This is a genomic window from Pseudomonas sp. Irchel s3h9 (assembly GCF_900187475.1).
GTDB classification, from domain to species: Bacteria; Pseudomonadota; Gammaproteobacteria; order Pseudomonadales; family Pseudomonadaceae; genus Aquipseudomonas; species Aquipseudomonas neuropathica.
Window position 1 is genome coordinate 48,639 of record NZ_FYDH01000005.1, and the last position, 23,170, is coordinate 71,808.

24 protein-coding genes are annotated in these 23,170 nt (G+C 59.0%); 15 read left to right on the top strand and 9 right to left on the bottom strand.

Annotated elements, in window-relative coordinates; translation table 11 throughout:
- Positions 1–91 precede the first annotated feature (91 nt).
- Positions 92–646, top strand: a complete 555-nt coding sequence (locus CKW26_RS09770; protein WP_095048423.1) for an RNA polymerase factor sigma-70 — start codon at positions 92–94, stop codon at positions 644–646.
- A 108-nt stretch (positions 647–754) separates the two neighbouring features.
- Here the strand turns inward: CKW26_RS09770 and CKW26_RS09775 are convergent, their stop codons facing one another.
- From CKW26_RS09775 to CKW26_RS09785, 3 genes are all read right to left on the bottom strand, one after another.
- On the bottom strand, positions 755–1,768 hold the full coding sequence (locus CKW26_RS09775; protein WP_095048424.1) for a GNAT family N-acetyltransferase: 1,014 nt from the start codon (positions 1,766–1,768) through the stop codon (positions 755–757).
- Between the two features lie 87 nt (positions 1,769–1,855).
- A complete protein-coding gene (locus tag CKW26_RS09780; RefSeq protein WP_095048425.1) occupies positions 1,856–2,653 on the bottom strand; it encodes an ABC transporter substrate-binding protein in 798 nt (265 codons plus the stop codon).
- Between the two features lie 92 nt (positions 2,654–2,745).
- On the bottom strand, positions 2,746–3,369 hold the full coding sequence (locus tag CKW26_RS09785) for a TetR/AcrR family transcriptional regulator (protein ID WP_095048426.1): 624 nt from the start codon (positions 3,367–3,369) through the stop codon (positions 2,746–2,748).
- A gap of 184 nt (positions 3,370–3,553) precedes the next feature.
- On the opposite strand from CKW26_RS09785, the gene CKW26_RS09790 reads away from it, so the two are divergent.
- From CKW26_RS09790 to CKW26_RS09825, 8 genes are all read left to right on the top strand, one after another.
- Complete coding sequence (locus CKW26_RS09790) at positions 3,554–5,338, top strand: acyclic terpene utilization AtuA family protein (protein ID WP_095048427.1); 1,785 nt, start codon at positions 3,554–3,556, stop codon at positions 5,336–5,338.
- A 12-nt stretch (positions 5,339–5,350) separates the two neighbouring features.
- Positions 5,351–6,220 (top strand): SDR family oxidoreductase, encoded by an 870-nt coding sequence (locus CKW26_RS09795; protein WP_095048428.1) that lies wholly within the window; start codon positions 5,351–5,353, stop codon positions 6,218–6,220.
- A 3-nt stretch (positions 6,221–6,223) separates the two neighbouring features.
- Complete coding sequence (atuC, locus tag CKW26_RS09800; protein ID WP_095048429.1) at positions 6,224–7,840, top strand: geranyl-CoA carboxylase subunit beta; 1,617 nt, start codon at positions 6,224–6,226, stop codon at positions 7,838–7,840.
- 30 nt (positions 7,841–7,870) lie between these two features.
- Positions 7,871–9,028, top strand: a complete 1,158-nt coding sequence (gene atuD, locus CKW26_RS09805) for a citronellyl-CoA dehydrogenase (protein WP_095048430.1) — start codon at positions 7,871–7,873, stop codon at positions 9,026–9,028.
- Positions 9,025–9,822, top strand: a complete 798-nt coding sequence (locus tag CKW26_RS09810; protein WP_095048431.1) for an enoyl-CoA hydratase/isomerase family protein — start codon at positions 9,025–9,027, stop codon at positions 9,820–9,822. Before atuD ends, CKW26_RS09810 begins: the two co-directional genes overlap by 4 nt.
- A 111-nt stretch (positions 9,823–9,933) precedes the next feature.
- On the top strand, positions 9,934–11,895 hold the full coding sequence (locus CKW26_RS09815) for an acetyl/propionyl/methylcrotonyl-CoA carboxylase subunit alpha (RefSeq protein ID WP_095048432.1): 1,962 nt from the start codon (positions 9,934–9,936) through the stop codon (positions 11,893–11,895).
- Between the two features lie 70 nt (positions 11,896–11,965).
- Positions 11,966–12,508, top strand: coding sequence for an exonuclease domain-containing protein (locus CKW26_RS09820; protein ID WP_095048433.1), 543 nt, complete (start codon positions 11,966–11,968; stop codon positions 12,506–12,508).
- Positions 12,509–12,613: 105 nt separating this feature from the next.
- Complete coding sequence (locus CKW26_RS09825) at positions 12,614–12,898, top strand: pyrimidine/purine nucleoside phosphorylase (protein ID WP_003226701.1); 285 nt, start codon at positions 12,614–12,616, stop codon at positions 12,896–12,898.
- 70 nt (positions 12,899–12,968) lie between these two features.
- Here CKW26_RS09825 and CKW26_RS09830 read toward each other — a convergent pair whose 3' ends face one another.
- Positions 12,969–13,775 (bottom strand): MOSC domain-containing protein, encoded by an 807-nt coding sequence (locus tag CKW26_RS09830; protein ID WP_095048434.1) that lies wholly within the window; start codon positions 13,773–13,775, stop codon positions 12,969–12,971.
- A gap of 167 nt (positions 13,776–13,942) precedes the next feature.
- The gene (locus tag CKW26_RS09835; RefSeq protein WP_064391361.1) at positions 13,943–14,878 is read right to left on the bottom strand and encodes a chemotaxis protein CheV; all 936 of its coding nucleotides are present in this window, start codon (positions 14,876–14,878) and stop codon (positions 13,943–13,945) included.
- Between the two features lie 454 nt (positions 14,879–15,332).
- On the opposite strand from CKW26_RS09835, the gene CKW26_RS09840 reads away from it, so the two are divergent.
- From CKW26_RS09840 to CKW26_RS09850, 3 genes are all read left to right on the top strand, one after another.
- Positions 15,333–15,800, top strand: a complete 468-nt coding sequence (locus CKW26_RS09840) for a hypothetical protein (protein ID WP_095048435.1) — start codon at positions 15,333–15,335, stop codon at positions 15,798–15,800.
- A gap of 485 nt (positions 15,801–16,285) precedes the next feature.
- The gene (locus CKW26_RS09845) at positions 16,286–17,179 is read left to right on the top strand and encodes a sensor histidine kinase (RefSeq protein ID WP_095048436.1); all 894 of its coding nucleotides are present in this window, start codon (positions 16,286–16,288) and stop codon (positions 17,177–17,179) included.
- Positions 17,176–17,835: a response regulator transcription factor gene (locus CKW26_RS09850; RefSeq protein ID WP_093435094.1), complete on the top strand. Its 660-nt coding sequence runs from the start codon at positions 17,176–17,178 to the stop codon at positions 17,833–17,835. Before CKW26_RS09845 ends, CKW26_RS09850 begins: the two co-directional genes overlap by 4 nt.
- Here the strand turns inward: CKW26_RS09850 and yegS are convergent.
- Entirely contained in the window at positions 17,819–18,736 is a 918-nt protein-coding gene (yegS, locus tag CKW26_RS09855) for a lipid kinase YegS (protein ID WP_093435097.1), read from the bottom strand. The two genes, CKW26_RS09850 and yegS, sit on opposite strands and share 17 nt — an antisense overlap.
- A 312-nt stretch (positions 18,737–19,048) precedes the next feature.
- Here yegS and CKW26_RS30050 point away from each other — a divergent pair, with 312 nt between their 5' ends.
- Positions 19,049–19,357 (top strand): hypothetical protein, encoded by a 309-nt coding sequence (locus CKW26_RS30050; RefSeq protein WP_175559630.1) that lies wholly within the window; start codon positions 19,049–19,051, stop codon positions 19,355–19,357.
- Between the two features lie 61 nt (positions 19,358–19,418).
- On the opposite strand, the gene glp is transcribed toward CKW26_RS30050, so the two are convergent.
- A complete protein-coding gene (glp, locus tag CKW26_RS09865) occupies positions 19,419–20,645 on the bottom strand; it encodes a gephyrin-like molybdotransferase Glp (protein ID WP_095048437.1) in 1,227 nt (408 codons plus the stop codon).
- Complete coding sequence (moaB, locus tag CKW26_RS09870; RefSeq protein ID WP_095048438.1) at positions 20,629–21,168, bottom strand: molybdenum cofactor biosynthesis protein B; 540 nt, start codon at positions 21,166–21,168, stop codon at positions 20,629–20,631. Before moaB ends, glp begins: the two co-directional genes overlap by 17 nt.
- 81 nt (positions 21,169–21,249) lie before the next feature.
- Between moaB and mobA the strand changes: the two genes are divergently transcribed.
- Together mobA and CKW26_RS09880 are read left to right on the top strand one after the other, a co-directional pair.
- The gene (gene mobA, locus CKW26_RS09875; RefSeq protein WP_095048439.1) at positions 21,250–21,852 is read left to right on the top strand and encodes a molybdenum cofactor guanylyltransferase MobA; all 603 of its coding nucleotides are present in this window, start codon (positions 21,250–21,252) and stop codon (positions 21,850–21,852) included.
- 78 nt (positions 21,853–21,930) lie between these two features.
- Positions 21,931–22,152, top strand: a complete 222-nt coding sequence (locus CKW26_RS09880) for a YgdI/YgdR family lipoprotein (protein WP_007908660.1) — start codon at positions 21,931–21,933, stop codon at positions 22,150–22,152.
- 80 nt (positions 22,153–22,232) lie between these two features.
- Here the strand turns inward: CKW26_RS09880 and CKW26_RS09885 are convergent, their stop codons facing one another.
- Positions 22,233–23,123, bottom strand: a complete 891-nt coding sequence (locus tag CKW26_RS09885; protein WP_095048440.1) for a pseudouridine synthase — start codon at positions 23,121–23,123, stop codon at positions 22,233–22,235.
- Between the last annotated feature and the right edge of the window lie 47 nt (positions 23,124–23,170).

Genomic DNA, 23,170 nt, shown 5'->3' on the forward strand with positions numbered 1-23,170 from the left:
TTATCATTCAACATAATTTGTCGCTCGATGTGTAGGACGCCCCCATCCCCCAAGGCGTCCCACGAACCTATTTGGCAGCAAGGTGATTTCCATGACGGAACAAGTATCCACAAGCAAGTGCGATTCACCGCTACTTCAGGCATTCGTCGACAATCGACTGATTCTGGTCAAGATTGCAGCCCGCATTACCGGCTGCCGGTCGCGCGCCGAAGATGTGGTGCAGGATGCGTTTTTCCGACTGCAATCGGCGCCACCGATCACGTCGTCGATCAAGGCTCAACTGAGCTATCTGTTCCAGATCGTGCGCAACCTCGCCATCGATCATTACCGCAAACAGGCGCTTGAGCAGAAGTACTCCGGCCCTGAAGAGGAAGGGCTGAATGTGGTCATCCAGGGTGCTTCGCCGGAAACCTCGCATATCAATTTCTCGACCCTGGAAAACATCGCCGACGCGCTGACCGAACTGCCCAGCCGCACGCGCTATGCGTTCGAGATGTACCGGCTGCACGGCGTGCCGCAAAAGGACATCGCCAAGGAACTGGGCGTTTCGCCAACCCTGGTCAACTTCATGATTCGTGATGCACTGGTGCACTGCCGCAAGGTCTCGGGCAGCCGTCAGGATGCGGTAGCCGTGGGTCGTCGCTGAGACCGCGCCGACAGATAAAAAAGATCGCAGCCTTCGGCAGCTCCTACATGGAAATGCATTCCTCTGTAAGAGCTGCCGAAGGCTGCGATCTTTTGCTTTTAAATGACCTCAAGCCAACTTGCAGCGATCAAAAAACCGCTCACGCCCCAGCATCATCAGCGCCGCGCGCTTGTGCGGAAAGTCGAATTCCTTCTCGCAGTGAAAGCACTGATTCTGCATATGGCCGATCATCTTCGCGTTGTCGGCCCGCGGCTCGGCGACCACCCGCTGAGTGCGCGGATCATCAAGAAACAGGTAATGCACCAGCGCCGATAACCAGCTCGCCACTTTATGCGGACCACGGTGCTCTTCCTCGCCGACCAGCATGTGAATACCGCGATCGTAGTTGTCGGCATCGTAGAACGGCGCGATGCGATCTTCCTTGGCCCAGTAGGCTTCGAAATAGGCAAACGGCTGATCATCGAAACAGCCAATCAGCGTCAGCGTATGCGGGTCAGCATCGAGCTTGCTCAGGTATTCGCGATGCTTCTCGAGGCTGCCCTCTTCCTGCCAGAAACTGGCAACGCGCGGGCTGTTCTGCCAGCGGTTGAAGCGCGCCAGGTCTGCTTCGATCTCTACAGTGCGCAGGGAAATCCACGCACCAAGGCGGGCATCGAAACGCCGATACACTTCACCGCGCGGTTTGACTGGCCGCAGCGGATGACGCTTGCCCTGGCTGATGACCATCTGCTGCGGATAACTACCACTCAGCGAAGTGCCGAGCCACGGTTGCGGCAACTGCCAGAACAGCGTGCGCTCGCAGCGATATTCGCCGGCCACTTCGGTGCTCACCAGCAAGCCACTGAGCAAGGCTTCGGTCGGTGGCTGATCGAGTTGCCAGGTCAATTGACGGCACGCCGGATCCCGTGCGAACAGCCAGTAACAGGCTGCCCACAACGCCTGCCCGGGCGGCAACGCAAAACGCTCATCGATCTGGATCGGCCCCTTTGCGTCTCGATCGAGGCGCAAGCGGATCAGCGGTTGTCCGTCCAGGCTCAGGCTCAGACGGTTTTCGCTGACATCAGCGATCAGTTGACTGCCCGCAGGCAAGGCCAGGGAAGTCAGGTCATTCAGATTGGACATGGGTCGGGCTCACGATAATCGTCGACAGTTCAACGATGGGACGTGATCCGGGAGGGAAAATTTAGGCTTTGCCCAGAAATCGCTGCCTCAGTGGTGAGGCACCGGCACTACGGCAATCTTGTACGGATCGAAAATCTTCAGCATTTCACCGTTGTCGCGCAAACCCTGCAACAACTTGCCAAACGCCGCGCCGGTGATCGGCGCGGTCGGACGAAGAATCGCGTAATGGTGATAGACCTGATCGATGCGCTGCGACACCAGCAACTCGTCGCGCACCTTCTCGTTACGCAGCAGGTAATCGAACAGATAGGAACGGGTCACCAAGGCAACATCGGCGCGCCCGCGCAGCACCATCAGCAGGTTGCTGTCGTGGGAATAGGTCAGCGTGGCGTTGTAATTCTGTGCGAGGTATTTCGGGTCAGCGTTGAAGTTGGCGAACTCGTAGTGATAACCGCTGAACATAGCCAGGCGCTTGCCAGTGAGGTCGGCGAAATAATTCTGCTGCCGGCCATCTTCGCGTTGTGCGACGAAAATTTCCGCATCCTCAAGACCCATGTCGACATCTGTGTGGGGAATTTCCTTCCAGCCCCAATCGGGATTCTCGAAAATTGCCATGTCGATCCGGCCCTGCTTGAAGTCACCGAAACGCCGGGGAATCGAGGTGGGCACGAGGACGAACTGATAGTCGCTTTGCAGGCGATTGAGGGCCTCGACCAATTGCGGCAGAAGGCCTGTGTCGGCACCGTTTTCCGGGCGAACGGTGTAAGGCGGAAAATGCGCCGCGCCGACCCGGACCAATTGCGCTGCCTGAGCGGGCAATACCCAAAATGCAGCCAGCGCTGCGAGCATCAAGCCCGCGGCCGTCCGAATTGGCAAAGACTTCAAAACACCCCACTCCCCGAAAAAATACCGATCAATGCATTCAAGCTAGGCGGTTTCGCCCAGTTAGCCAGTTTCCCGGCCCGATAGAAAGTGCTTCAACGCTCTTCGAGGACCAGAATCAACGCCTCGTCGGCCAACTGATCGAGGCTCAAACTGCCGCCGGCACGGAACCAGGTGGTCGTCCAGGACAGTGCGCCAGTGAGGAAACGTCGGGTAATAAATACATCGCCACGGATAAATCCTGCGTCCTTGGCCTCACCCAGCACTTGCAGCCAGATGTCCTCGTAGACATCGCGCAGTGCCAGCACTTGGGTCTGACCTTCTTCGGACAGCGAACGCCACTCATAAACCAGCACCGCCATGGCTTCACCGCTGCCGCCCATGATTGACTGCAGTTCGCAGCGAATCAGCGCCAGCACGCGTTCGCGCACATTGGCCGCATCGGCCAGAGCTGCCCGCATTAACGCGGTGTTGTAGCGGATGGTTTCCTCCATCACCGCCCGGAGGATTTCATCCTTGCTTTTGAAGTGATGAAAAATGCTTCCCGACTGGATGCCGACGGCGCCGGCCAGATCGCGCACCGTGGTACGTTCGTAGCCTTTGTTGCGGAACAGGTGAGCGGCCACTTGCAGCAATTTGCCGCGGGCGCTGTCAGGGTCAGTCAACTGGCCTTCGTCGACCAAATCGCGCATGACCCTCAGGGCTTTTTGCTCGTCCACCCGTTCTCTCCTACAGTCGATCAGTCTGTTGCCCCCTGAAACCGCAGGGTTGCGCGCAATTTAAGCCGCCAGCGGCAACCAAGCAAGCGCTTGGGCAGAAGATAGTCTCAACTGTTTACAAACCAAGCGCTTGCTTGGTAGCCTCCAGACACTTCTGTCGCAGGTTGCTGAGTCGGAGATAAAAATGCCCACCACCGTTCGCATCGGATGCGCCAGTGCATTCTGGGGAGACACCTCGACCGCCGCCGCGCAGTTAGTGGACGGCGGCAAGCTGGATTATCTGGTGTTCGATTACCTGGCCGAGATCACGATGTCGATCATGGCCGGGGCACGCATGAAGGACCCACAGGCGGGGTTTGCCGGCGACTTCATCGACGCGCTGACACCCCTGCTGCCACAACTGGCCGAGCAGAACATCCGCGTGATCAGCAATGCCGGCGGGATCAATCCGCAAGCCTGCGCCGCCGCCCTGCAAGCGGCCTGCGACAAGGCCGGCGTCGCACTGAAAATCGCCGTATTACTGGGCGATGATCTGCAACCACAGCTCAAACAGCTCAGCGGCATCACCGAAATGTTCAGCGGCGCCCCGCTGCCGCCAATGTGCGTGTCGACCAACGCCTACCTTGGCGCGCCGGGCATTGTCGAAGCGCTGCGCCTGGGCGCCGACATTGTCATCACTGGGCGCGTGGTCGACAGCGCGGTGGTCAGTGCGGCGCTGGTGCATGAATTCGGCTGGTCATGGCACGACTACGACAAACTCGCCCAGGCTGCGCTCGCCGGGCACATCATCGAATGCGGCGCGCAATGCACCGGCGGCAATTTCACCGATTGGCGCGAAGTGCCGGATTACGAGCACATCGGCTTTCCGATCGTGGAAGTCAGCGCCGACGGCCAGTTCATCGTCAGCAAACCGCAAGGCTCAGGCGGACTGGTCACCCCGCTGACTGTCGGTGAACAGATGCTGTATGAAATCGGCGATCCGCAGGCGTATCTGTTGCCCGATGTAGTCTGCGATTTCACTGGGGTCAGACTTCAGCAACAAGGCAAGAATGCCGTGCACGTCCACGGCGCCAAAGGCCTGCCACCAAGCGATAAATACAAGGTCAGCGCCACCTACCCGGAAGGGTTTCGTTGCACCGCCAGTTGCCTGATCGCCGGTATCGATGCAGTGGAAAAAGCGCAGCGGGTCAGTCAGGCGATTATCGACAAGACTTCTCAAATGTTCAGCCAGCGCGGCTGGGCGCCCTACAGCGAAATCAACATCGAACTGCTCGGCAGCGAAGCCACCTACGGCCCTCATGGCCAACGCCGCGACAGCCGCGAAGTGGTTATCAAGCTCGCCGTACGTCATCCAGACAAACAGGCGCTGGTACTGTTTTCCCGGGAGATTGCCCAGGCCGCCACCGGCATGGCGCCGGGGCTGACCGGCATCGTCGGCGGGCGGCCAACGGTGTATCCGCTGATTCGTCTGTTTTCATTCCTGATCGATAAAAGCGCCTGCACAGTACAGATCGACATGGCCGGTCAACGTTATCCATGCGCCCTGCCTTCGCTCAGCGCACTCGACAGCGCGGATTTGCCCCTGCCCCATCAGCCGCCCAAACCACAGGGCCGCGCCGATGCCAGTGTGGCGCTGGTGAAACTGGCCGTCGCGCGCTCCGGTGACAAGGGCAATCACAGCAACATTGGCGTGATGCCGCGCAAACCCGAATACCTGCCGTGGATCGCCGAAGCGCTGACCCCGGCCGTGGTTGTCGACTGGATGAGCCACGTACTCGACCCGATCCACGGCCGGGTCGAACGCTGGTATCTGCCCGGCACCCACAGCCTGAATTTTCTATTGGAAAACGCCCTCGGCGGTGGCGGCGTGGCCAGTCTGCGCATCGATCCGCAAGGCAAAGCCTTCGCCCAGCAACTGTTGGAAATCCAGATCCCGGTGCCACAGAGCATCGCCGAACAGCTCGACTAGAGGATTGTTTGCATGGCTTACGCGTCGATTTTCAACGCCGGTCTGTTCAGCGGCCAGACCATCATCGTCACCGGTGGCGGCAGTGGCATCGGTCGCTGCACCGCCCATGAACTGGCGGCCCTCGGCGCCAATGTACTGCTGGTCGGGCGCAAGCCGGAGAAACTGCAAAAGGTCACCGACGAAATCGCCGAGGACGGTGGCCGCGCGCACTGGAAGGCTTGCGATATCCGCGATGAAGAAGCGGTAAAACAACTGGTCAGCGAATTGATTGCTGAACACGGACCGATCCACGGTCTGGTCAACAATGCCGGCGGCCAGTACCCGTCGCCCTTGGCCTCGATCAATCAGAAAGGTTTCGAAACCGTGCTGCGCACCAATCTGGTCGGCGGTTTTCTGATGGCGCGGGAAGTGTTCAACCAGTCGATGAGCAAACACGGCGGCAACATCGTCAACATGCTCGCCGACATGTGGGGCGGCATGCCCGGCATGGGTCACTCTGGCGCGGCGCGGTCGGGCATGGACAACTTCACCAAAACTGCCGCGTTCGAATGGGGTTATGCCGGCGTGCGGGTCAACGCGGTGGCGCCGGGCTGGATTGCCTCCAGCGGCATGGACACTTACGAAGGCGCGTTCAAAGCGGTGATTCCGACCCTGCGCGAACACGTGCCGCTCAAGCGTATTGGTACCGAGTCGGAAGTCAGTGCGGCGATTGTTTTTTTGCTTAGCCCGGCCGCCGCATTTATCAGTGGCAGCACCTTGAAAATCGACGGCGCGGCCAGCCTCGGCAGCCGTGCATGGCCGTTGCACAAGGCGACCCACAGCGAGTCGTTCAACGGTTTCCACCGCGCGTATTTACCCGATGTGCTGAAGGACAAGGAGTAAGCCATGCCGCAGATCCAGTCCCGACTCGACCCGCACAGCGAAGCGTTTGCCCGCAACCGCTCGGCCATGCTCGCGGCGATCGAACATGTGCAGCAACTCGAACAGAGTCTGCTGAACAAGGCCACCGAAGCCAAAGCCAGGTTCGACAAGCGCGGGCAACTGCTGCCCCGTGAGCGCTTGAATCTGTTGCTCGATCCCGGCGCGCCGTTTCTCGAACTGGCCAGCCTCGCCGGCTACAAGTTGCACGACGACAAGGACGGCAGTTCCGCCGGTGGCGGACTGATCGCCGGTATCGGTTACGTCTGCGGCATTCGCGCGATGGTGGTGGCGAACAACAGCGCAATCAAGGGCGGGACGATCTCGCCCACTGGCCTGAAAAAATCCCTGCGCCTGCAACAGATCGCCCAGGAAAACAAACTCCCGGTGATCACCCTCGCCGAAAGTGGCGGCGCCAACCTCAATTACGCGGCGGAGATTTTTGTCGAAGGCGCGCGCAGTTTTGCCAATCAGGCGCGGATGTCGGCAATGGGTTTGCCGCAGATTACCGTGGTGCATGGTTCGGCCACGGCCGGTGGCGCTTATCAGCCGGGGTTGTCGGATTACGTGGTAGTGGTGCGCGGCAAGGCCAAGCTGTTTCTCGCCGGTCCGCCACTGCTGAAAGCGGCCACCGGCGAAGTCGCCACCGATGAAGAACTCGGTGGTGCCGAGATGCACGCGCAGGTCGCTGGAACGGCCGAGTACCTGGCGGAAAACGATGCCGATGGCGTGCGTCAGGTGCGCGAAATTCTCCGTATGCTGCCGTGGAACGAGCAACTGCCGTGGCTGCCGGAGCCACAATACAAAGAGCCGCTCTACCCCATCGATGAATTGCTCGGGCTGATCCCCGACGATCCGAAAAAACCTTACGACGTACGCGAAATCATCGCGCGCATTGCCGACGAATCCTGCTTCGTCGAATTCAAGGGCGAGTTCGATCAGCAAACAGTTTGCGGCCAGCTAAAGATTCAGGGCCGCGCCTGCGGGTTCATCGGCAACAACGGCCCGATCACACCCAACGGCGCGAGCAAAGCGGCGCAGTTCATTCAGTTGTGCGATCAGAGCCAGACGCCGCTGCTGTTCTTTCACAACACCACCGGTTTCATGGTCGGCACCGAATCCGAGCAGCAAGGCGTGATCAAACACGGCTCGAAACTGATTCAAGCGGTAGCCAATGCACGGGTGCCTAAACTGACGATGGTCGTCGGCGGTTCCTACGGTGCCGGCAACTACGCGATGTGTGGGCGTGGTCTCGATCCGCGCTTCATCTTCGCCTGGCCGAACAGCCGCACGGCGGTGATGGGCGGTGCGCAGGCCGGCAAAGTCTTGCGCATCGTTACCGAAGCCAAGCAGTTGAAGGACGGCCTGACGCCAGACCCGAAAATGCTCGACATGCTCGAACAAGTCACCGCGCAGAAACTCGACAGTCAATCCACCGCGCTCTACGGCAGCGCCAATCTGTGGGATGACGGGCTGATCGACCCCCGCGACACGCGCACCCTGCTTGGCTACTTGCTGGACATCTGCCACGAGGCCGACATTCGCAAGCTGCAACCCAATAGCTTCGGCGTCAGCCGGTTCTGACCGCCACGGATCTTACGGAGAACAATAAAAATGATCTTCACCCCGGAACACGAAGCCCTGCGCCGCACCGTCCGCCAGTTCGTCGAGCACGAGATCAATCCGCACGTCGATGAATGGGAAAAGGCCGGACGCTTTCCCATTCACGAAATTTTCCGCAAGGCTGGCGACCTCGGTTTGCTGGGTATTTCCAAACCGGAAAAATTCGGCGGCATGGGCCTCGACTACAGCTATTCGATTGTCGCCGCCGAAGAGTTCGGCACCATCCATTGCGGCGGCATTCCGATGTCGATCGGCGTGCAGACCGACATGTGTACGCCTGCCCTCGCCCGCTTCGGCTCCGATGAACTGCGCGAAGAATTCCTGCGCCCGGCGATCACTGGCGAGCAGGTTGGTTGCATCGGCGTCTCTGAAGTCGGTGCAGGCTCCGACGTCGCCGGGCTGAAAACCACCGCGCGCAAGGACGGCGACGACTATGTGATCAACGGCAGCAAGATGTGGATCACCAACTCGCCGAGCGCCGATTTCATCTGCCTGCTGGCCAACACCTCGGACGACAAACCACACATCAACAAATCGCTGATCATGGTGCCGATGAACACGCCTGGGATCAGCCTCAGCTCGCACCTGGACAAGCTCGGCATGCGCAGCTCGGAAACCGCCCAGGTGTTTTTCGACAACGTGCGCGTGCCGCAGCGCAATCGCATCGGCCATGAAGGCGCCGGATTCATGATGCAGATGCTGCAGTTTCAGGAGGAACGTCTGTTCGGCGCGGCGAACATGATCAAGGGCCTGGAATATTGCGTCGACAGCACCATCGAGTACTGCAAGGAGCGCAAGACCTTCGGCAATCCGCTGATCGACAATCAGGTCATCCACTTCCGCCTCGCCGAATTGCAGACCGAAATCGAATGCCTGCGCGCGCTGGTCTATCAGGCCACCGAGCAATACGTGAAAGGCCAGGACGTCACGCGGCTGGCGTCGATGGCCAAGCTCAAGGCCGGGCGCCTCGGCCGCGAAGTCAGCGACAGCTGCCTGCAATATTGGGGCGGCATGGGTTTCATGTGGGACAACCCGGTGGCCCGCGCCTACCGCGATGTCCGGCTGGTATCGATTGGCGGCGGCGCCGACGAGATCATGCTGGGGATTATCTGCAAACTGATGGGCATCCTCCCGGGGAAAAAGAAATGAGCAGCCTGCCGCAATGCCAGACGCTGTTGCTGGAGCTGCATGGCGGCGTGCTGCACGTCACCCTTAATCGGCCGGACAGTCGTAATGCGATGAGCCTGCAGATGGTCAGCGAACTGCGCGAGGTGCTGGCGGCTGTGCGTGATGACCGCGCTGTTCGGGCGTTGGTGCTCAGCGGTGCCGGCGGGCATTTTTGTGCCGGCGGCGATATCAAGGACATGGCCAACGCCCGCGCTCAGGGCACCGAGGCTTACCGCGATCTGAATCGCGCGTTCGGCGCCCTGCTGGAAGAAGCACAGCACACGCCGCAAGTGCTGATCACCGTGCTGCAAGGCGCGGTGCTCGGTGGTGGTTTCGGTCTGGCCTGTATCAGCGACATCGCGATTGCCGATCATCAAGCGCAATTCGGTTTGCCGGAAACCAGTCTCGGTTTACTGCCGGCGCAGATTGCGCCGTTTGTGGTGCAGCGCATCGGCCTCACCGAAACCCGTCGACTGGCACTGACCGCCGCACGTTTCGATGGGCACCAGGCACGCCGTCTGGGGCTGGTGCATTTCGTCGAGCAGGATGCACAAGCGCTGGCTGAGCGGCTGGATGAGGTGTTGCAACATGTGCTGTGTTGCGCGCCGGAGGCGAATGCCATGACCAAGAAATTGTTGTTGGCGAGTGCCGGGCAGCCTTCAAGTGAATTGCTCGATGAGGCGGCGCAGTGGTTTAGCGAAGCGGTGACAGGCGACGAAGGGATCGAGGGCACCATGGCATTTGTGCAGAAGCGTAAACCTCGGTGGGCCACTTAAAAGCATCGCGAGCAGGCTCACTCCTACAGGGGAAATCCATTCCAAATGTAGGAGTGAGCCTGCTCGCGATGAGGCCATCACATTCACCGCCAAATACTCAGGAAGATCACCATGCCCGCCATCCACAAAATCCTGATCGCCAACCGCGGTGAAATCGCCTGCCGCATCCAGCGCACCGCCCAAGCCTTGGGCTATCGCACCGTCGCCGTCTTCAGCGATGCCGACGCCAAGGCCCTGCACGTTCAGATGGCTGACCAAGCCGTTCGCATTGGTCCGTCCCCCGTTCAACAGTCATACCTCAACATCCCTGCGATCCTCGACGCCGCTCGCCGCAGCGGCGCTGACGCGATCCATCCCGGCTACGGCTTTCTTTCGGAAAACGCCGAATTCGCCCGTGCCTGTGAACAGGCCGGGCTGATCTTCATCGGCCCCAGCGTCGAAGCCATCGAATTGATGGGTAGCAAACGCCAGTCAAAAATCGCCATGCTCGAAGCGGGTGTGCCGTGCATCGCCGGTTATCAAGGTTCCGAACAGGACGACGCCACTCTGCTGCGCGAAGCCGAGCGAATCGGCTACCCACTGATGATCAAGGCCAGTGCCGGCGGTGGTGGGCGCGGCATGCGTCTGCTGCAAAATGCGGCTGATCTGCCGGCGCAACTGCGCACCGCGCGCTCCGAAGCATTGAACGCGTTCGGCAGCGACGAATTGATCCTTGAACAGGCGCTGATCGAACCGCGGCATGTCGAAGTGCAGTTGTTCGGCGATCAGCACGGCAACCTGATCTACCTGGGCGAACGTGACTGCTCAATCCAGCGCCGCCACCAGAAAGTCATCGAAGAAGCGCCCTGCCCGGTGATGACCGCCGAGTTGCGTCAGGCCATGGGTGAAGCGGCATTGAAAGCCGGGCGCGCAGTGAACTATGTTGGCGCTGGCACCGTTGAGTTTCTGCTCGACACACGCGGCCAGTTCTACTTTCTGGAAATGAATACGCGTCTGCAAGTCGAGCACCCGGTAACTGAACTGATTACCGGGCTGGATCTGGTCGCATGGCAATTGCTCGTTGCCGAAGGGCAGCCGTTGCCGCTGACCCAGGATCAGGTTCAGCTCAACGGACATGCCATGGAGGTGCGGCTTTACGCCGAAGATCCCGCGCAAGACTTCCTGCCACAAACCGGCCGAGTGCAAGCCTGGGAACCGGCGCTGCAGCACGGTACGCGAATCGACCATGGTTTGCTTGAAGGGCAATCGGTTAGCCCGTTCTACGACCCGATGCTCGGTAAGCTGATCGCCTGGGGTGCCACTCGCGAGGAAGCCCGACGCAAACTGTTGCGCGCGGTACAGGACACGGTGCTATTGGGTGTACAGAGTAATCAGCGCCTGCTCGCCAGTCTGTTGCAACACCCGCAGTTCATCAGCGGCTACTTCAGTACTGCCTTCATCGCCCGGCACTTCAGTGATCACCCTTGCCTGCACCGCTCCATTCCGGATGCCGAGCAGTTGGCGATCGCAACGGTACTTTTCTATCAAACCAGCGCCCGCAGCCACCGCGCACCACTTAACGGCTGGCGCAATAACGCGAATGTGCCGCTGCATTATCGCCTCGGCCTCGACGATCAGACCTGGACCGTGCAACTGCTCGCTGAGGCACAAGGCGTGTTCAAAGTGCAGATAGCCGAACGCACACTTGAATTGAAACTTATCGATCACGATGCCCAGTCGGTCACGCTGGAAGTTGACGGCCTTCGTCAGCGCCACACCTACCGCCAGAATGACGAGCAACTCTGGTTGTTCTGCCATCCCGGCAGTCTGCGCCTTGAGGATCGAACTCACGCCGTGATCGACAGTCAGACCAGCGTCAGCTCCGGCACCCTGAAAGCCCCCATGGACGGTGCCATCGTCGACGTACTGGTCAGCGAAGGCAGTCCGGTCAGCAAAGGTCAGTTGCTGGTGGTGCTGGAGGCAATGAAAATGGAGCACCCGCTCAAGGCCGGCATCGACGGCGTGCTCAAGCGGGTGCAGGTCAAGGTCGGCGATCAGGTAAAAAATCGTCAGGTTCTGTTACAGGTCGAGTAGTCGCCCACACGCCCGTGCGGGTTTTGACTACGCTCTGAGTTATCAGAACGCGGAAATCAGGAACCCTGCGATGCCTCACTGGCTGGTCATAGATCTGGAAGCCACCACCGATGAGGGTGGCTGGCCAGTCACCGAAATGGAAATTATCGAGATCGGCGCCACCCTGGTCGATCGCGCCGGGCGCGAGCAGGATCACTTCCAGCGTTTCGTCAAACCGACGCGACGGCCGTTGCTTACGCCTTTCTGTCGTGAACTGACACACATCACCCAAGCCAATATCGACTCGGCACAGCCGTTGACTGAGGTCTGGCCGGCGTTCGAACGCTGGCTCGCGCAACATCAGACACGCCTTGAAGGCTGGGCCAGTTGGGGCGATTACGACCGCAAGCAGTTGTTGCAGGAATGGCAGCGTCTGCAAATCGACAGTGGCTTGAGCAAGGTGCCGCACATGAATCTCAAACAACGCTTCGCCAAGGCCCGCCGCCTGGAGCGTCCATTAGGCCTCAACGGTGCGCTGCAATTGGCTGGCATGCAGTTCAGCGGCCAGCAGCACCGGGCGCTGGAAGATGCGCGCAACACCGCGCGGTTGTTGCCACTGGTCTTGCCACTCTAGGGTCAATTCGAGAACTCACCGGACAGACGCCGGGCAGGTGACGGCGCGAAAAGCCTTGTGCATACTGGCCGCCTCCAATTTCTAACCCTTTTCGAGGAATCGCCCATGTTTAAAGTCAACGAGTACTTCGACGGCACCGTCAAGTCGATCGCCTTTGGCACCGCTGAAGGTCCGGCGACCATCGGCGTCATGGCCCCGGGCGAATACGAATTCGGCACCGCTCAGCGTGAAATCATGCATGTGGTTTCCGGCGCACTGACCGTCAAACTGCCCGACAGCAGCGACTGGGAAACCTTCGCCGCCGGCAGCCAGTTCAACGTCCCGGCCAACAGCAAGTTCCAGCTGAAAGTTGCGGTCGACACCGCTTACCTGTGCGAGTACCGCGGCTAAACCCACGGCTTTCACTGCGATAAAAAATGCCCGTGTCCAAGGACACGGGCATTTTCGTTTCAGAGACGGGTTACTCGAGAATCTCCACCGGCATGCCGACTTCGAGTCGGCCATTGTTGTCGTTGACCAGATTCTGGCCGAACATCGCACCATCGGCTTCGGCGCGGTACTTCTGCAAGGTGGCCAGAGGCTCGCGATCGGCACTGCGCTCACCGGTTTGCGGGTCGATGGTGGTGAGGATGCAACGCGAACACGGCTTGACCACGCGAAACTCGACGTCACCGATGCGAATGCGCTTCCAACTGTCTTCGGCATATGCCTCACTGCCTTCGATCACCAGGTTCGGCCGAAAACGCAGCATTTCCAGCGGTCGTCCGACCTTTTGCGCAAGATCCTGCAGGGATGCCGCGCCGATCAACAACAGTGGAAATCCGTCAGCGAACGCAACCTGATCGTCATCCTTGCCGAAGCCTGCCTGGGTGGTCCGGGCGCGATCCAGCGGCACCTGCACCAGCCGGGTCGGCTTGCCGATGAAATCGCTGACCCAGCGCGCCGCCTCATCACCGGCATCCGGCACGCGCAAGGTGTCACGCCAGATCGTCACGCCGCGCAGTTCGGCATCGTTGCCCGGCAAGGCGATTTCGATGGGAGGCTGTTGCGGCGCACTAAGGGTCAGACCGCCCTGCGCATTCCATAGCGCCGACAACTGACTCATCTTCGCTTCAGCGCGCTGGGTCAGAAAGCGGCCGCTGGCCTCGTCCACGAGCATCCAGCGTCGATCGCCATCAAGCCCCAGCTTGTCGAGATCAACACTTTGCAGCACATCGACTTTGCCGGATTTCAACGGGTAACGATAAAGCGCGCTCAGACGCAGCATGGCCAGCTCCCTGAAGGGTAAAAACGCCACCCTATACGAGCTTGATCAGGAATCAAAGAGCAATAACTGTAGGAGTGAGCCTGCTCGCGATAGCGGTGTGTCAGGTAATGATTCGGGGCTGACACACCGCGATCGCGAGCAGGCTCACTCCTACAATGGGTGTGTGATCAGGCCGGAACTTCGTCGAGCATCAGACGCTGGCGAACGACGTCGACCAGTTTGTCCGGCTGGAATTTGGAGAGGAAGTTGTCGCAGCCGACCTTCTTCACCATCGAGTCGTTGAAGCTACCGGACAGCGAGGTATGCAGCACCACGTACAAGCCACGCAGACGCGGATCGTTACGAATTTCGGTGGTCAGGCGATAGCCGTCCATTTCCGGCATTTCCGCATCGGTGAAGATCATCAGCAGCTTGTCGGTCATGTTCACGCCGGTATCCGCCCAGGCCTTGAGCATGTTCAACGCCTTCAGGCCATCGCTGGCAATGTGCATTTTTACCCCGAGCTGGCCGAGGGTGTCGCGCAATTGCGAAAGTGCCACGTTGGAGTCGTCCACCAACAGCACTTCACGGCCACGGGCGCGCTCGAGCACCGGATCATCGAGTTTTTCACGCGAGACCTTGGCGTTGTACGGGACGATTTCGGCGAGGACTTTCTCGACGTCGATGATTTCCACCAGTTGATCGTCGACCTTGCTGATCGCGGTCAGATAGTGCTGACGCCCGGCGCTGGTCGGCGGCGGCAGAATGGCTTCCCAGTTCATGTTGACGATGCGATCCACACCGCCCACCAGGAAGGCCTGCACCGAGCGGTTGTATTCGGTGACGATGATCGTGCTGTTGGGCCCCGGCACCAACGGACGCATACCGATCGCCTGCGACAGATCGATCACCGGCAAGGTCTGACCGCGCAGATTGACCACTCCGCATACAAACGGGTGACGCTGCGGCATCAAAGTCAGTTTCGGCAGTTGCAGCACTTCCTGAACCTTGAACACGTTGATCGCGAACAACTGACGCCCGGCCAGTCGAAACATGAGAATTTCCAGGCGATTCTCACCCACCAGTTGCGTGCGTTGGTCTACCGTGTCGAGAATGCCGGCCATCAATGACTCCTGGGCTTGTTCTGATGAATTCACTATGTGAGGTTATCGGCGGCAAATCGCAGTTCTTGATTGCCATACCCGACCCCATCAAAAATGCCATGAACAGGCATTGATGTCACATTAACATCATGGTTTACTGGCCCGGTGATTTTCATCTGCTACATTCTCTGCGGCGCGACCTCGGTTTGCACGGTAGGTTCCCGCGCCTAAGGGATTCCCCTAGTAACAATCAGGCCCAACCTGATATTCGCAATATCCAATAGCCATTAATGTGACGCCATTCTCATTGCATGAACGGAGTCAGGCTATTGTGTGCGATCGCAGTTCAGTGGAAACAAGCCCTCTGGAACCTCTCAGTCTGTGCACTTGCACGTCTGGGCGCGATCTCCCGACGATTCACGATCGTCGCCACACACGGCATTCCCTCATCAGACATGACGTTGTGGAGATAAGCATGCCAATGGACCGCAAAGAGTGGGTACAACGCTTCCCCGAATTCCTTGTCGAGGCCGAGCAACTCCTGGCCAAGTCCGAAGAATGCCTCAGCCACCTGCAATTGATCAGCAATGACAAGGACGCCATCGAGTGCATGCTCAGTACTCTGCTGAAACTCGCACGCAGGGCTGAAGCCCTCGCGCTGGAGGCGATTTCCGAGTTTTCCCTGCACATTTACAGTCTGCTCAACCTCAATCAGGAACACGTCGACCTTCACGAACAGGCCCTGCAGGCCTTGCAGGATTGCTTCACATTGATGGCCTGGCAGCTTGAACTGGTCGATCAGCAGACCGGGCAACTGAGTCTGGATGAAAGTGAGCAGGCTTTGCTGCTCGAAGCATTCGCCTTCCAGGTCAGCCAAAGCCGCCATCAGCCGCCCCGCACGGGCAAACGTTTGCCCCAACTGCCCTACTCGGGACAAGCCTGACCCGCACTCGGTACCCGCGCAAGCACTTGGAACACAAGCGTTGAACGTCGCAATTGAATAGTTCATACCTGCCAGCGACAAGTCGAACTAAATAATCACTGAAAGCCGACGCCGATATTTTTGCCGGCCTCAGGGTTTACCTGTGTGCAAACAAGCACAACTTCAGGCAACACTGACATCTATCGAACACAACAAATCGACTTTTCCATTATGGAACTTGCGTCCAATATCACGTATTTCCTGACTCAATGGACATATATAGCAAACGCGACCAACGGTATCTTAAGTGGTATTATGCCGCCCATTAGTTGCTTTCAAATTAGTGGCACAGTGACTTCAGAGATCGCTGTCCACTGATAGTTGGCGGCCAATACGTTTACTGAACCGCGTTGAAATCAATAATATAATTGACAGCATTTTCAGACAGAGACCCGTCAGCCTCCGGCCGGTCTGCCCGCAGCGAACATCCATTGGCTCCATCCGTTATGTACGCCAGCCTCAAGTCAATCACTACATGGCCACCCTCCCGCGAAAATGCTCGCCGGTTCACACTCATACTGTGTGTCGCGGCCACGCTCGGCAGTCTGCTGACCTACGCTCTTTCAACACCACTTTGCCTGGGATTGCTGCTGCTCGAGATCGCTGCTACTGCGTGCGTCTGGGTGCAATATCGACTGTCACGCAAATCAATCAAGTTTCAGCCGCAGGAACTCGCTGACCGCTTGCTGGAAGTCCAGGAAAACGAGCGCCATCGCCTCAGCCGCGAACTGCATGACGATATCGGCCAACTGCTAACGGCCGCCAAACTGCAAAGCGAATGGCTCAAGCGGCGCATGCCCGACGACTTGCAGGAACAATGCACCGCGTTGTGCGACACCCTGGAAGAAACCCTCAACAAGGTGCGCGACGTTTCAGCCATTCTCAACCCACGCCAGTTGACCAGCCTGGGACTTGAAGCCAGCCTGCGTGCGCACCTGCTCAAGACATTGGCCAACACTAACGTGCACTGGAGCCTCGATTGCCAGCAGCGGCTCAATGGCATTCCGGAAGAAATGGCAGTCGCCGCCTTTCGTATTACCCAAGAGGCTGTTACCAATATCCTGCGTCATGCCCAGGCAAAAAATCTGGTGATACGCGTGCAACGTCTGCCCAAAGGTCTGACGTTGCTGATCAGCGATGACGGCCTGGGATTCGCCCCGGCGGCCAACCCCGGTCGTGAAGGACAACGAGGCATGGCCGGGATGGCCGAACGAATCGAGCAACTGGGTGGCACCCTGAACGTCATCAGCGAACCGGGCAAAGGCACTCAAATCGAAGCACTCTTCCCGTGGGCGCCACGCGCACTCGAGCGGGCCAGTACGAATAAGGTTATGCGTTGACTTGCAACTTACTTCTGGTGGATGACCACTCGCTGATCAGGGCCGGCGTGCGCGCTCTGGTGCTGGATATTCCCGGTTACGCGGTGATTGGCGAGGCCAATGACGGTTCGCAGCTGCTCGAAATGGTCGAGCAACTGAATCCGGATATCGTGTTGCTGGATATCTCCATGAAAGAAACCGGTGGCCTGGAAGCCCTGCAACGGCTCAAGCGGGTACGCCCGCAGAGCAAGGTGCTGATCCTGTCGATGCACACCGATCCGGCGCTGATCATGCAGGCGCTGGAATCCGGCGCCCACGGCTACCTGCTCAAGGACACCACAGCGACAGAACTTGAGCATGCACTGGAAGCCTTGCGCAACAACGAGCGCTACCTGAGCCCGGCCATCGCCCATACCGTGATCAATCAAGCCCTGACCCGTAATCAGAAGCAGCAGCCGGAGGCAGCCGACTCGCACAATCTGACCGCGCGCCAACTGGAAATCCTGCGCTTGATCGTGCGCGGAAAATCCACCCGGGAAATCGCCAATGGCCTGGGCCTGAGCATCAAGACTGTCGAGACCCACCGTTCACAGATCATGAAGCGACTGCAAATCTACGACGTGGCGGGTCTGGTGCTGTTCGCCGTGCGTGAGCAGATCATCAGCCTGGACGACTGACCAGCCCGGCGCTGCTCAACAAGGGAGAATGTTCCGGCAAATGCACGCGCAACGCCGCCGGACGCGCCTCGAATCGCATGCTGTCACCTTCGAGCGGTTCGCCATCAAGATTGATGCACAGCCCCTCGGCCACCTTGATTTCGACCCATGGCAAACGGGTGCGAACAAACATGTTGTCGATCCCGAAGCCATCGCTGAGCAGCGTCTTCAAGGTGCCCACCAACTCCTGTGGCGCCGGCAGAATACTGATATCCAGCAAGCCATCATCGGCCAGCGCCTCCGGGCACAACACGTGTCCACCGCCGGCCTGTCGGCCATTGCCGATACCCAGTGCCAACAGCTCGCCACGCCAGTGAAAATCCGGCCCCTGAAGTTCGCCGTAAGCGGCATGCAGCTCGCTGAATCGTGACAAGCCAGTGAACAGATAGGCAGCACCGCCAAGTACTTTTTTCAAGTCCTCGGAGGTATTGGCCGTGACCTGGCTGCCGAAACCACCGGTGGCCATGTTGAGAAAAATCTGCCCGCCCACTTCACCCAGATCGATGGCGCGCGGTGGCACATCGAGCAGCTCAAGGGCTTCGGCAGGCTCCAGTGGTACGCCGGCGGCACGGGAAAAATCGTTGGCAGTGCCCAAAGGCAGGAGTACGAGACTGGCTTTGCCAGGATGCGCGGCGAGCGCTTCGGCGATATCGCGCAAGGTGCCATCGCCGCCCCCGGCAATGATTTTCGTGTAGCCGTCAGCCAAGGCTTGTTCTACCCAGCGCTGTGCGTCCCCTGCCTCCCAGGTCAGACGCACGGCCAGCTCCCAGCCTTGCTTGCGCTTGTCCTCGACGGCGGTGCGTACCGCCTCGTTGAGTGCCTGCTTGCCATGCAGAATCAACAGCGCCCGGCGTTCACTCATAACATCACTCCCAAATTGATCGGTTAAGACATCTTGACCACTGGCGCACGCAAAAAAGCCGTCATACCCGTAATTAATTCAGCCTCCTAGCGCCGGACGTCCTACACAGCGGTACTTTTTCTTACAAAACATGCGGAATCGGCTTAATTGACCCGGTTCGAGCATTGAGTCACCGTGTGTTGGCGGTATCGATTTTCAATCCAACACACAGGGACGTGCATGTAATGAGTGGATACACCCCATGGGCTCTTGCCGGTTCGAGAGCTGGAAAAGGTTGCAAGCAAACAGTTGAAACAATCGGTGGATGCTTCCATGCCTGGTCATGAAGCGAGAATACCCATGAGCCCGGTTGGCCCCATTGTCGAAAGTCGCGCGAATCACAAGTCCGATTTCAAAAACAGCGCCAGAACCACTGGAGAAGTTGATATGGAACCCCGTGTTACCGAGCTGGAAACCCATCTCAAATACCTTCGACGGGACATGGACGAAATTCGCGGTGATGTCCGAACGATCAAACACCGGCTTGCCTACTCGGCGGGTGCAACAGCGGTAGTGCTGGGTTTGCTGGGCTGGGTGGCCAATAGCCGATTCGATCAGCTTGTGACATTGATCAGCAATTAATTGAATCAGTCATTGCAGGCGCCGCCTGAGTCAGCCGACGCCTGCATTTACGAGATAGCGATCAGTCGAGCAAGTCACTCAGCGGGATGAAGACCACTTCGTCTCCGACGCTCAGCGTGCGACCTTCCAGCACTTCGACCAATCCATCTGCCCACGCGGCGCTACGCAGTACACCTGAGCTCTGGTTGCGGTAGACAGTCGCCCGTCCTTGCTCAAGACGGCCTCGCAGGTACTCACGCCGATTGCCTGCCACCGGCCAGTCAAACCCCGCTGGCACGGTGAACTTCAGCGGCTCGACGACCCGAACGCCCTGACGGCGTAACAGATAAGGCCGAGTGAGCAGCGCAAAGGTCACCAGTGTCGACGCAGGGTTGCCTGGCAAGCCAATGACCGGCACGTTGCGGAAATGGCCAAAAGTTAGCGGTTTTCCGGGTTTGATCGCCAGCTTCCAAAGGGCAAGCTCGCCCTCTTCACGCAATGCGACACCCAAAAAATCCGCCTCACCCACCGACACGCCACCGGTGGAAAGAATCAGATCAACATCCTGCAACTCACCCAGACGCGCTCGGGTTGTGGCCAGATCGTCCGGAAGAATACCGGCATCAACTACCTCACAGCCCAGGCGTTGCAGCCAACTGCACAGCAACACTCGATTGCTGTTGTATATCTGTCCCGGCCCCAGGGCCTGGCCCGGCTCGACCAATTCATCGCCAGTGGAAATCACCGCGACACGAACCTTGCGCACGACCTTCAACCCGGCACAGCCCAACGATGCGGCTAATCCCTGCTCTATCGGACCCAGCCGAGTTCCGGCGGGCAGGATCAGTTCACCGACTGTGGTTTCCTGACCTTGCGGGCGAATGTTCTGCCCGGCCTTCATCGGTTCAAGGAAACGCACCCTTTCATCGGTTTGAACCTCAGCGTTTTCCTGCATTTCCACGCAATCAGCGCCCGCGGGCACCGGCGCCCCGGTGAAGATCCGTGCACAGGTGCCCGGCTTCAGCGGTTCGGGGGATTGCCCGGCAAACACCTTCTGACTGACCGGCATCGGTTCGCCCGTCCAGTCGGTCAGATTCAGCGCATAACCGTCCATGGCACTGTTTGGCCAGGGTGGCAGATCCAGCGTCGAAATCAGGTCTTCGCTCAGCACACGCCCCTGAACCTGAGCCAGCGGCAAATACTCATGCTCGACAATCGGCGAGGCCTCGGCCATGTCGAGCAGGCGCTCCAGCGCCAGCTCGACCGGCATCAGCGCTCCGGTCTTGCCCGGCTTACCCACGGGATTCACAAGGCGCTGCCTGCTTCAAATGAGTCACGAAGTTGCACGGACGATGACGCGCGTCCAACTGCTCGCCCAGGATGCCATCCCAACCGGTGCGTACGGCATTGGTCGAACCTGGCAAACAGCACACCAGCGTGCCGTTGGCCAGACCGGCCAGCGCCCGGGACTGAACTGTCGAGGTACCGATATCGGCTACCGAAATCTGCCGGAACAACTCCCCAAACCCGTCGACCTGTTTATCCAGCAGGCAGGCAACCGCTTCCGGCGTGCTGTCACGACCGGTAAATCCGGTACCGCCGGTGATCAGCACGACCTGCACGACATCGTCGGCAATCCAGCTGGCGACTTGCGCGCGAATTTTGTAGAGGTCATCTTTGAGCAAAACCCGCTCCGCCAAACGGTGGCCCGCCGCCGTCAAGCGATCGACGAAGACCTGGCCTGAGGTGTCGGTTTCCAGAGTTCGGGTGTCACTGACTGTCAGCACCGCAATATTGAGCGGCACGAAAGGTACATCAGCCTTGGCTTTCATAGGCTCGTCCAGTTGTAGGAGAAACAGCCCGGTGTTATATCACAGCGCCCTATTTTTTCGCCGCCCCTCTGGAGAGCTGCCATGACCCGCGATTCGCAATTGCCCCCCTGCTCCATTCTGCTCCTGGCAGGCGGGCGCGGCCAACGCATGGGCGGTCAGGACAAAGGCCTGGTCGAGTGGCTGGGCGAACCGTTGATTGCACATTTGCAGCGTAAGGTACGCGGGCTGACTGACGACCTGATCATCTCCTGCAACCGCAACCGCGAGCGTTACGCACCGTTTGCCGATCAATTGGTGGTCGATGACGAGGGCGATTTTCCGGGGCCATTGGCGGGTATTCGTGCCGGTCTGAAAGCGGCGCGCCATAGCCACCTGCTGGTTTTGCCGTGCGACGTTCCGCGAATTGACGCCGCGCTGCTGCAAAGCATGCGCGAGACTGCCAATCAGCATCCTGAAAAACCTTTAATGTTGCGCCATGACGAGCATTGGGAACCCTTGCTGTGTGTGATTCCGGTGGCCCTTCTAACGGCCTTCGAAGATGCCTGGAATGCCGGTGAACGCAGCCCCGGCCGGGTCATGCGCAATCTAGGCGCCACTGCCCTGGAGTGCCCTGAAAACGACCCGCGGCTGGCCAACCTGAACACCCCCGAACTGTTAAATTCCCATAACACTGTGTCAGACTGACACCATTCAAGGAACTCTCAAGCCTTGTATACGTCTCAAGCTCAGTAACCAAAAGAATTCCCATTCGGAGACACACCCATGACTCAACGGACCCTCGCCACTTTCATGCTCGCACTGGGCCTTGCCACCCTCGCCGGTTGCTCGTCGCCTACAGTGATCACCTTGAATGACGGTCGCGAAATCCAGGCCGTCGACACCCCGAAATACGATGACGATTCGGGCTTCTACGAGTTCAAACAGCTGGACGGCAAAGAAACCCGCATCAACAAGGATCAGGTTCGTACCGTTAAAGAGCTGTAAGCTCTGGTTCGATACCGGATACAGAAAAGCCCGCATTGATTGCGGGCTTTTTCATGGGCGCTCTAAAAGTGAAGTCAGTATCACCACTGCAAGGTGATCCGGCTCTCGAATTCGCGCTCCTCACCGGTCACCGGGTCGATAAACCGCAAGCCTTGCGCCAGCAGCTTCAACGGATTGGCATAGTCATCCTCGACGTCTTTCAGCACCTGGGGATAAAACGGATCGTTGCAGATGCTCGCCCCCAGCGCAGTCATGTGGACGCGCAGTTGATGTTTCTTGCCGGTCACCGGAAACAATCCATAACGCCACAGATCGCCATGCTTTTCCCGAACCTCCACCGCCGTTTCGGTATTGCTGGCTCCGGCGCCTTCCTGCATGCGGAAAAACGGTTCTCCGTCGACCAGACGGCTCTTGTGCACCAGGGGGAAATTCAGATCGGGCAGTGCCGGAGCGATGGCCTCATAACGCTTGTCGATCTGCCGCGTGGGGAACAGCGACTGATAAGCCGATCGGGTTTGCGGATTGGCCGAGAAAATCACCAGCCCCGCCGTATGCCGGTCGATGCGGTGCAGCGGCACCAAGTGAGGATTGTCCAGGCGATGAATCAGCCTGCGTAACAGGGTTTGCTCAACGTATTCGCCGGCGGGCGTCACCGGCAGAAAATGCGGTTTGTCAGCCACCACCAGATGTTCGTCCGCATACAGAATCGACTCGACCACCGGAATCGGCTTCTCGTCCGGCACTTCGCGAAAATAATGAATCCGCAAACCTTCCTTGTAAGCCAGATCCACCGAGATCGGCTGGCCATGACCATCCAGCACCCGTCCCCGGGCGATCCGGTCCAGCCATTGTTCGCGGTCAATCGCGCGGAAATGCTCGCACAGACAATCGAGTACGGTCAGCCACGCACCGGGCGGCAGATAAAGCGTGCTCGCCTGATTCTGAGCAGCAGAAAATGTAGATGTGGACATACGAAAATCGGACCCTCAATGCAGGGCGGCATTATCCAGCACTGAGG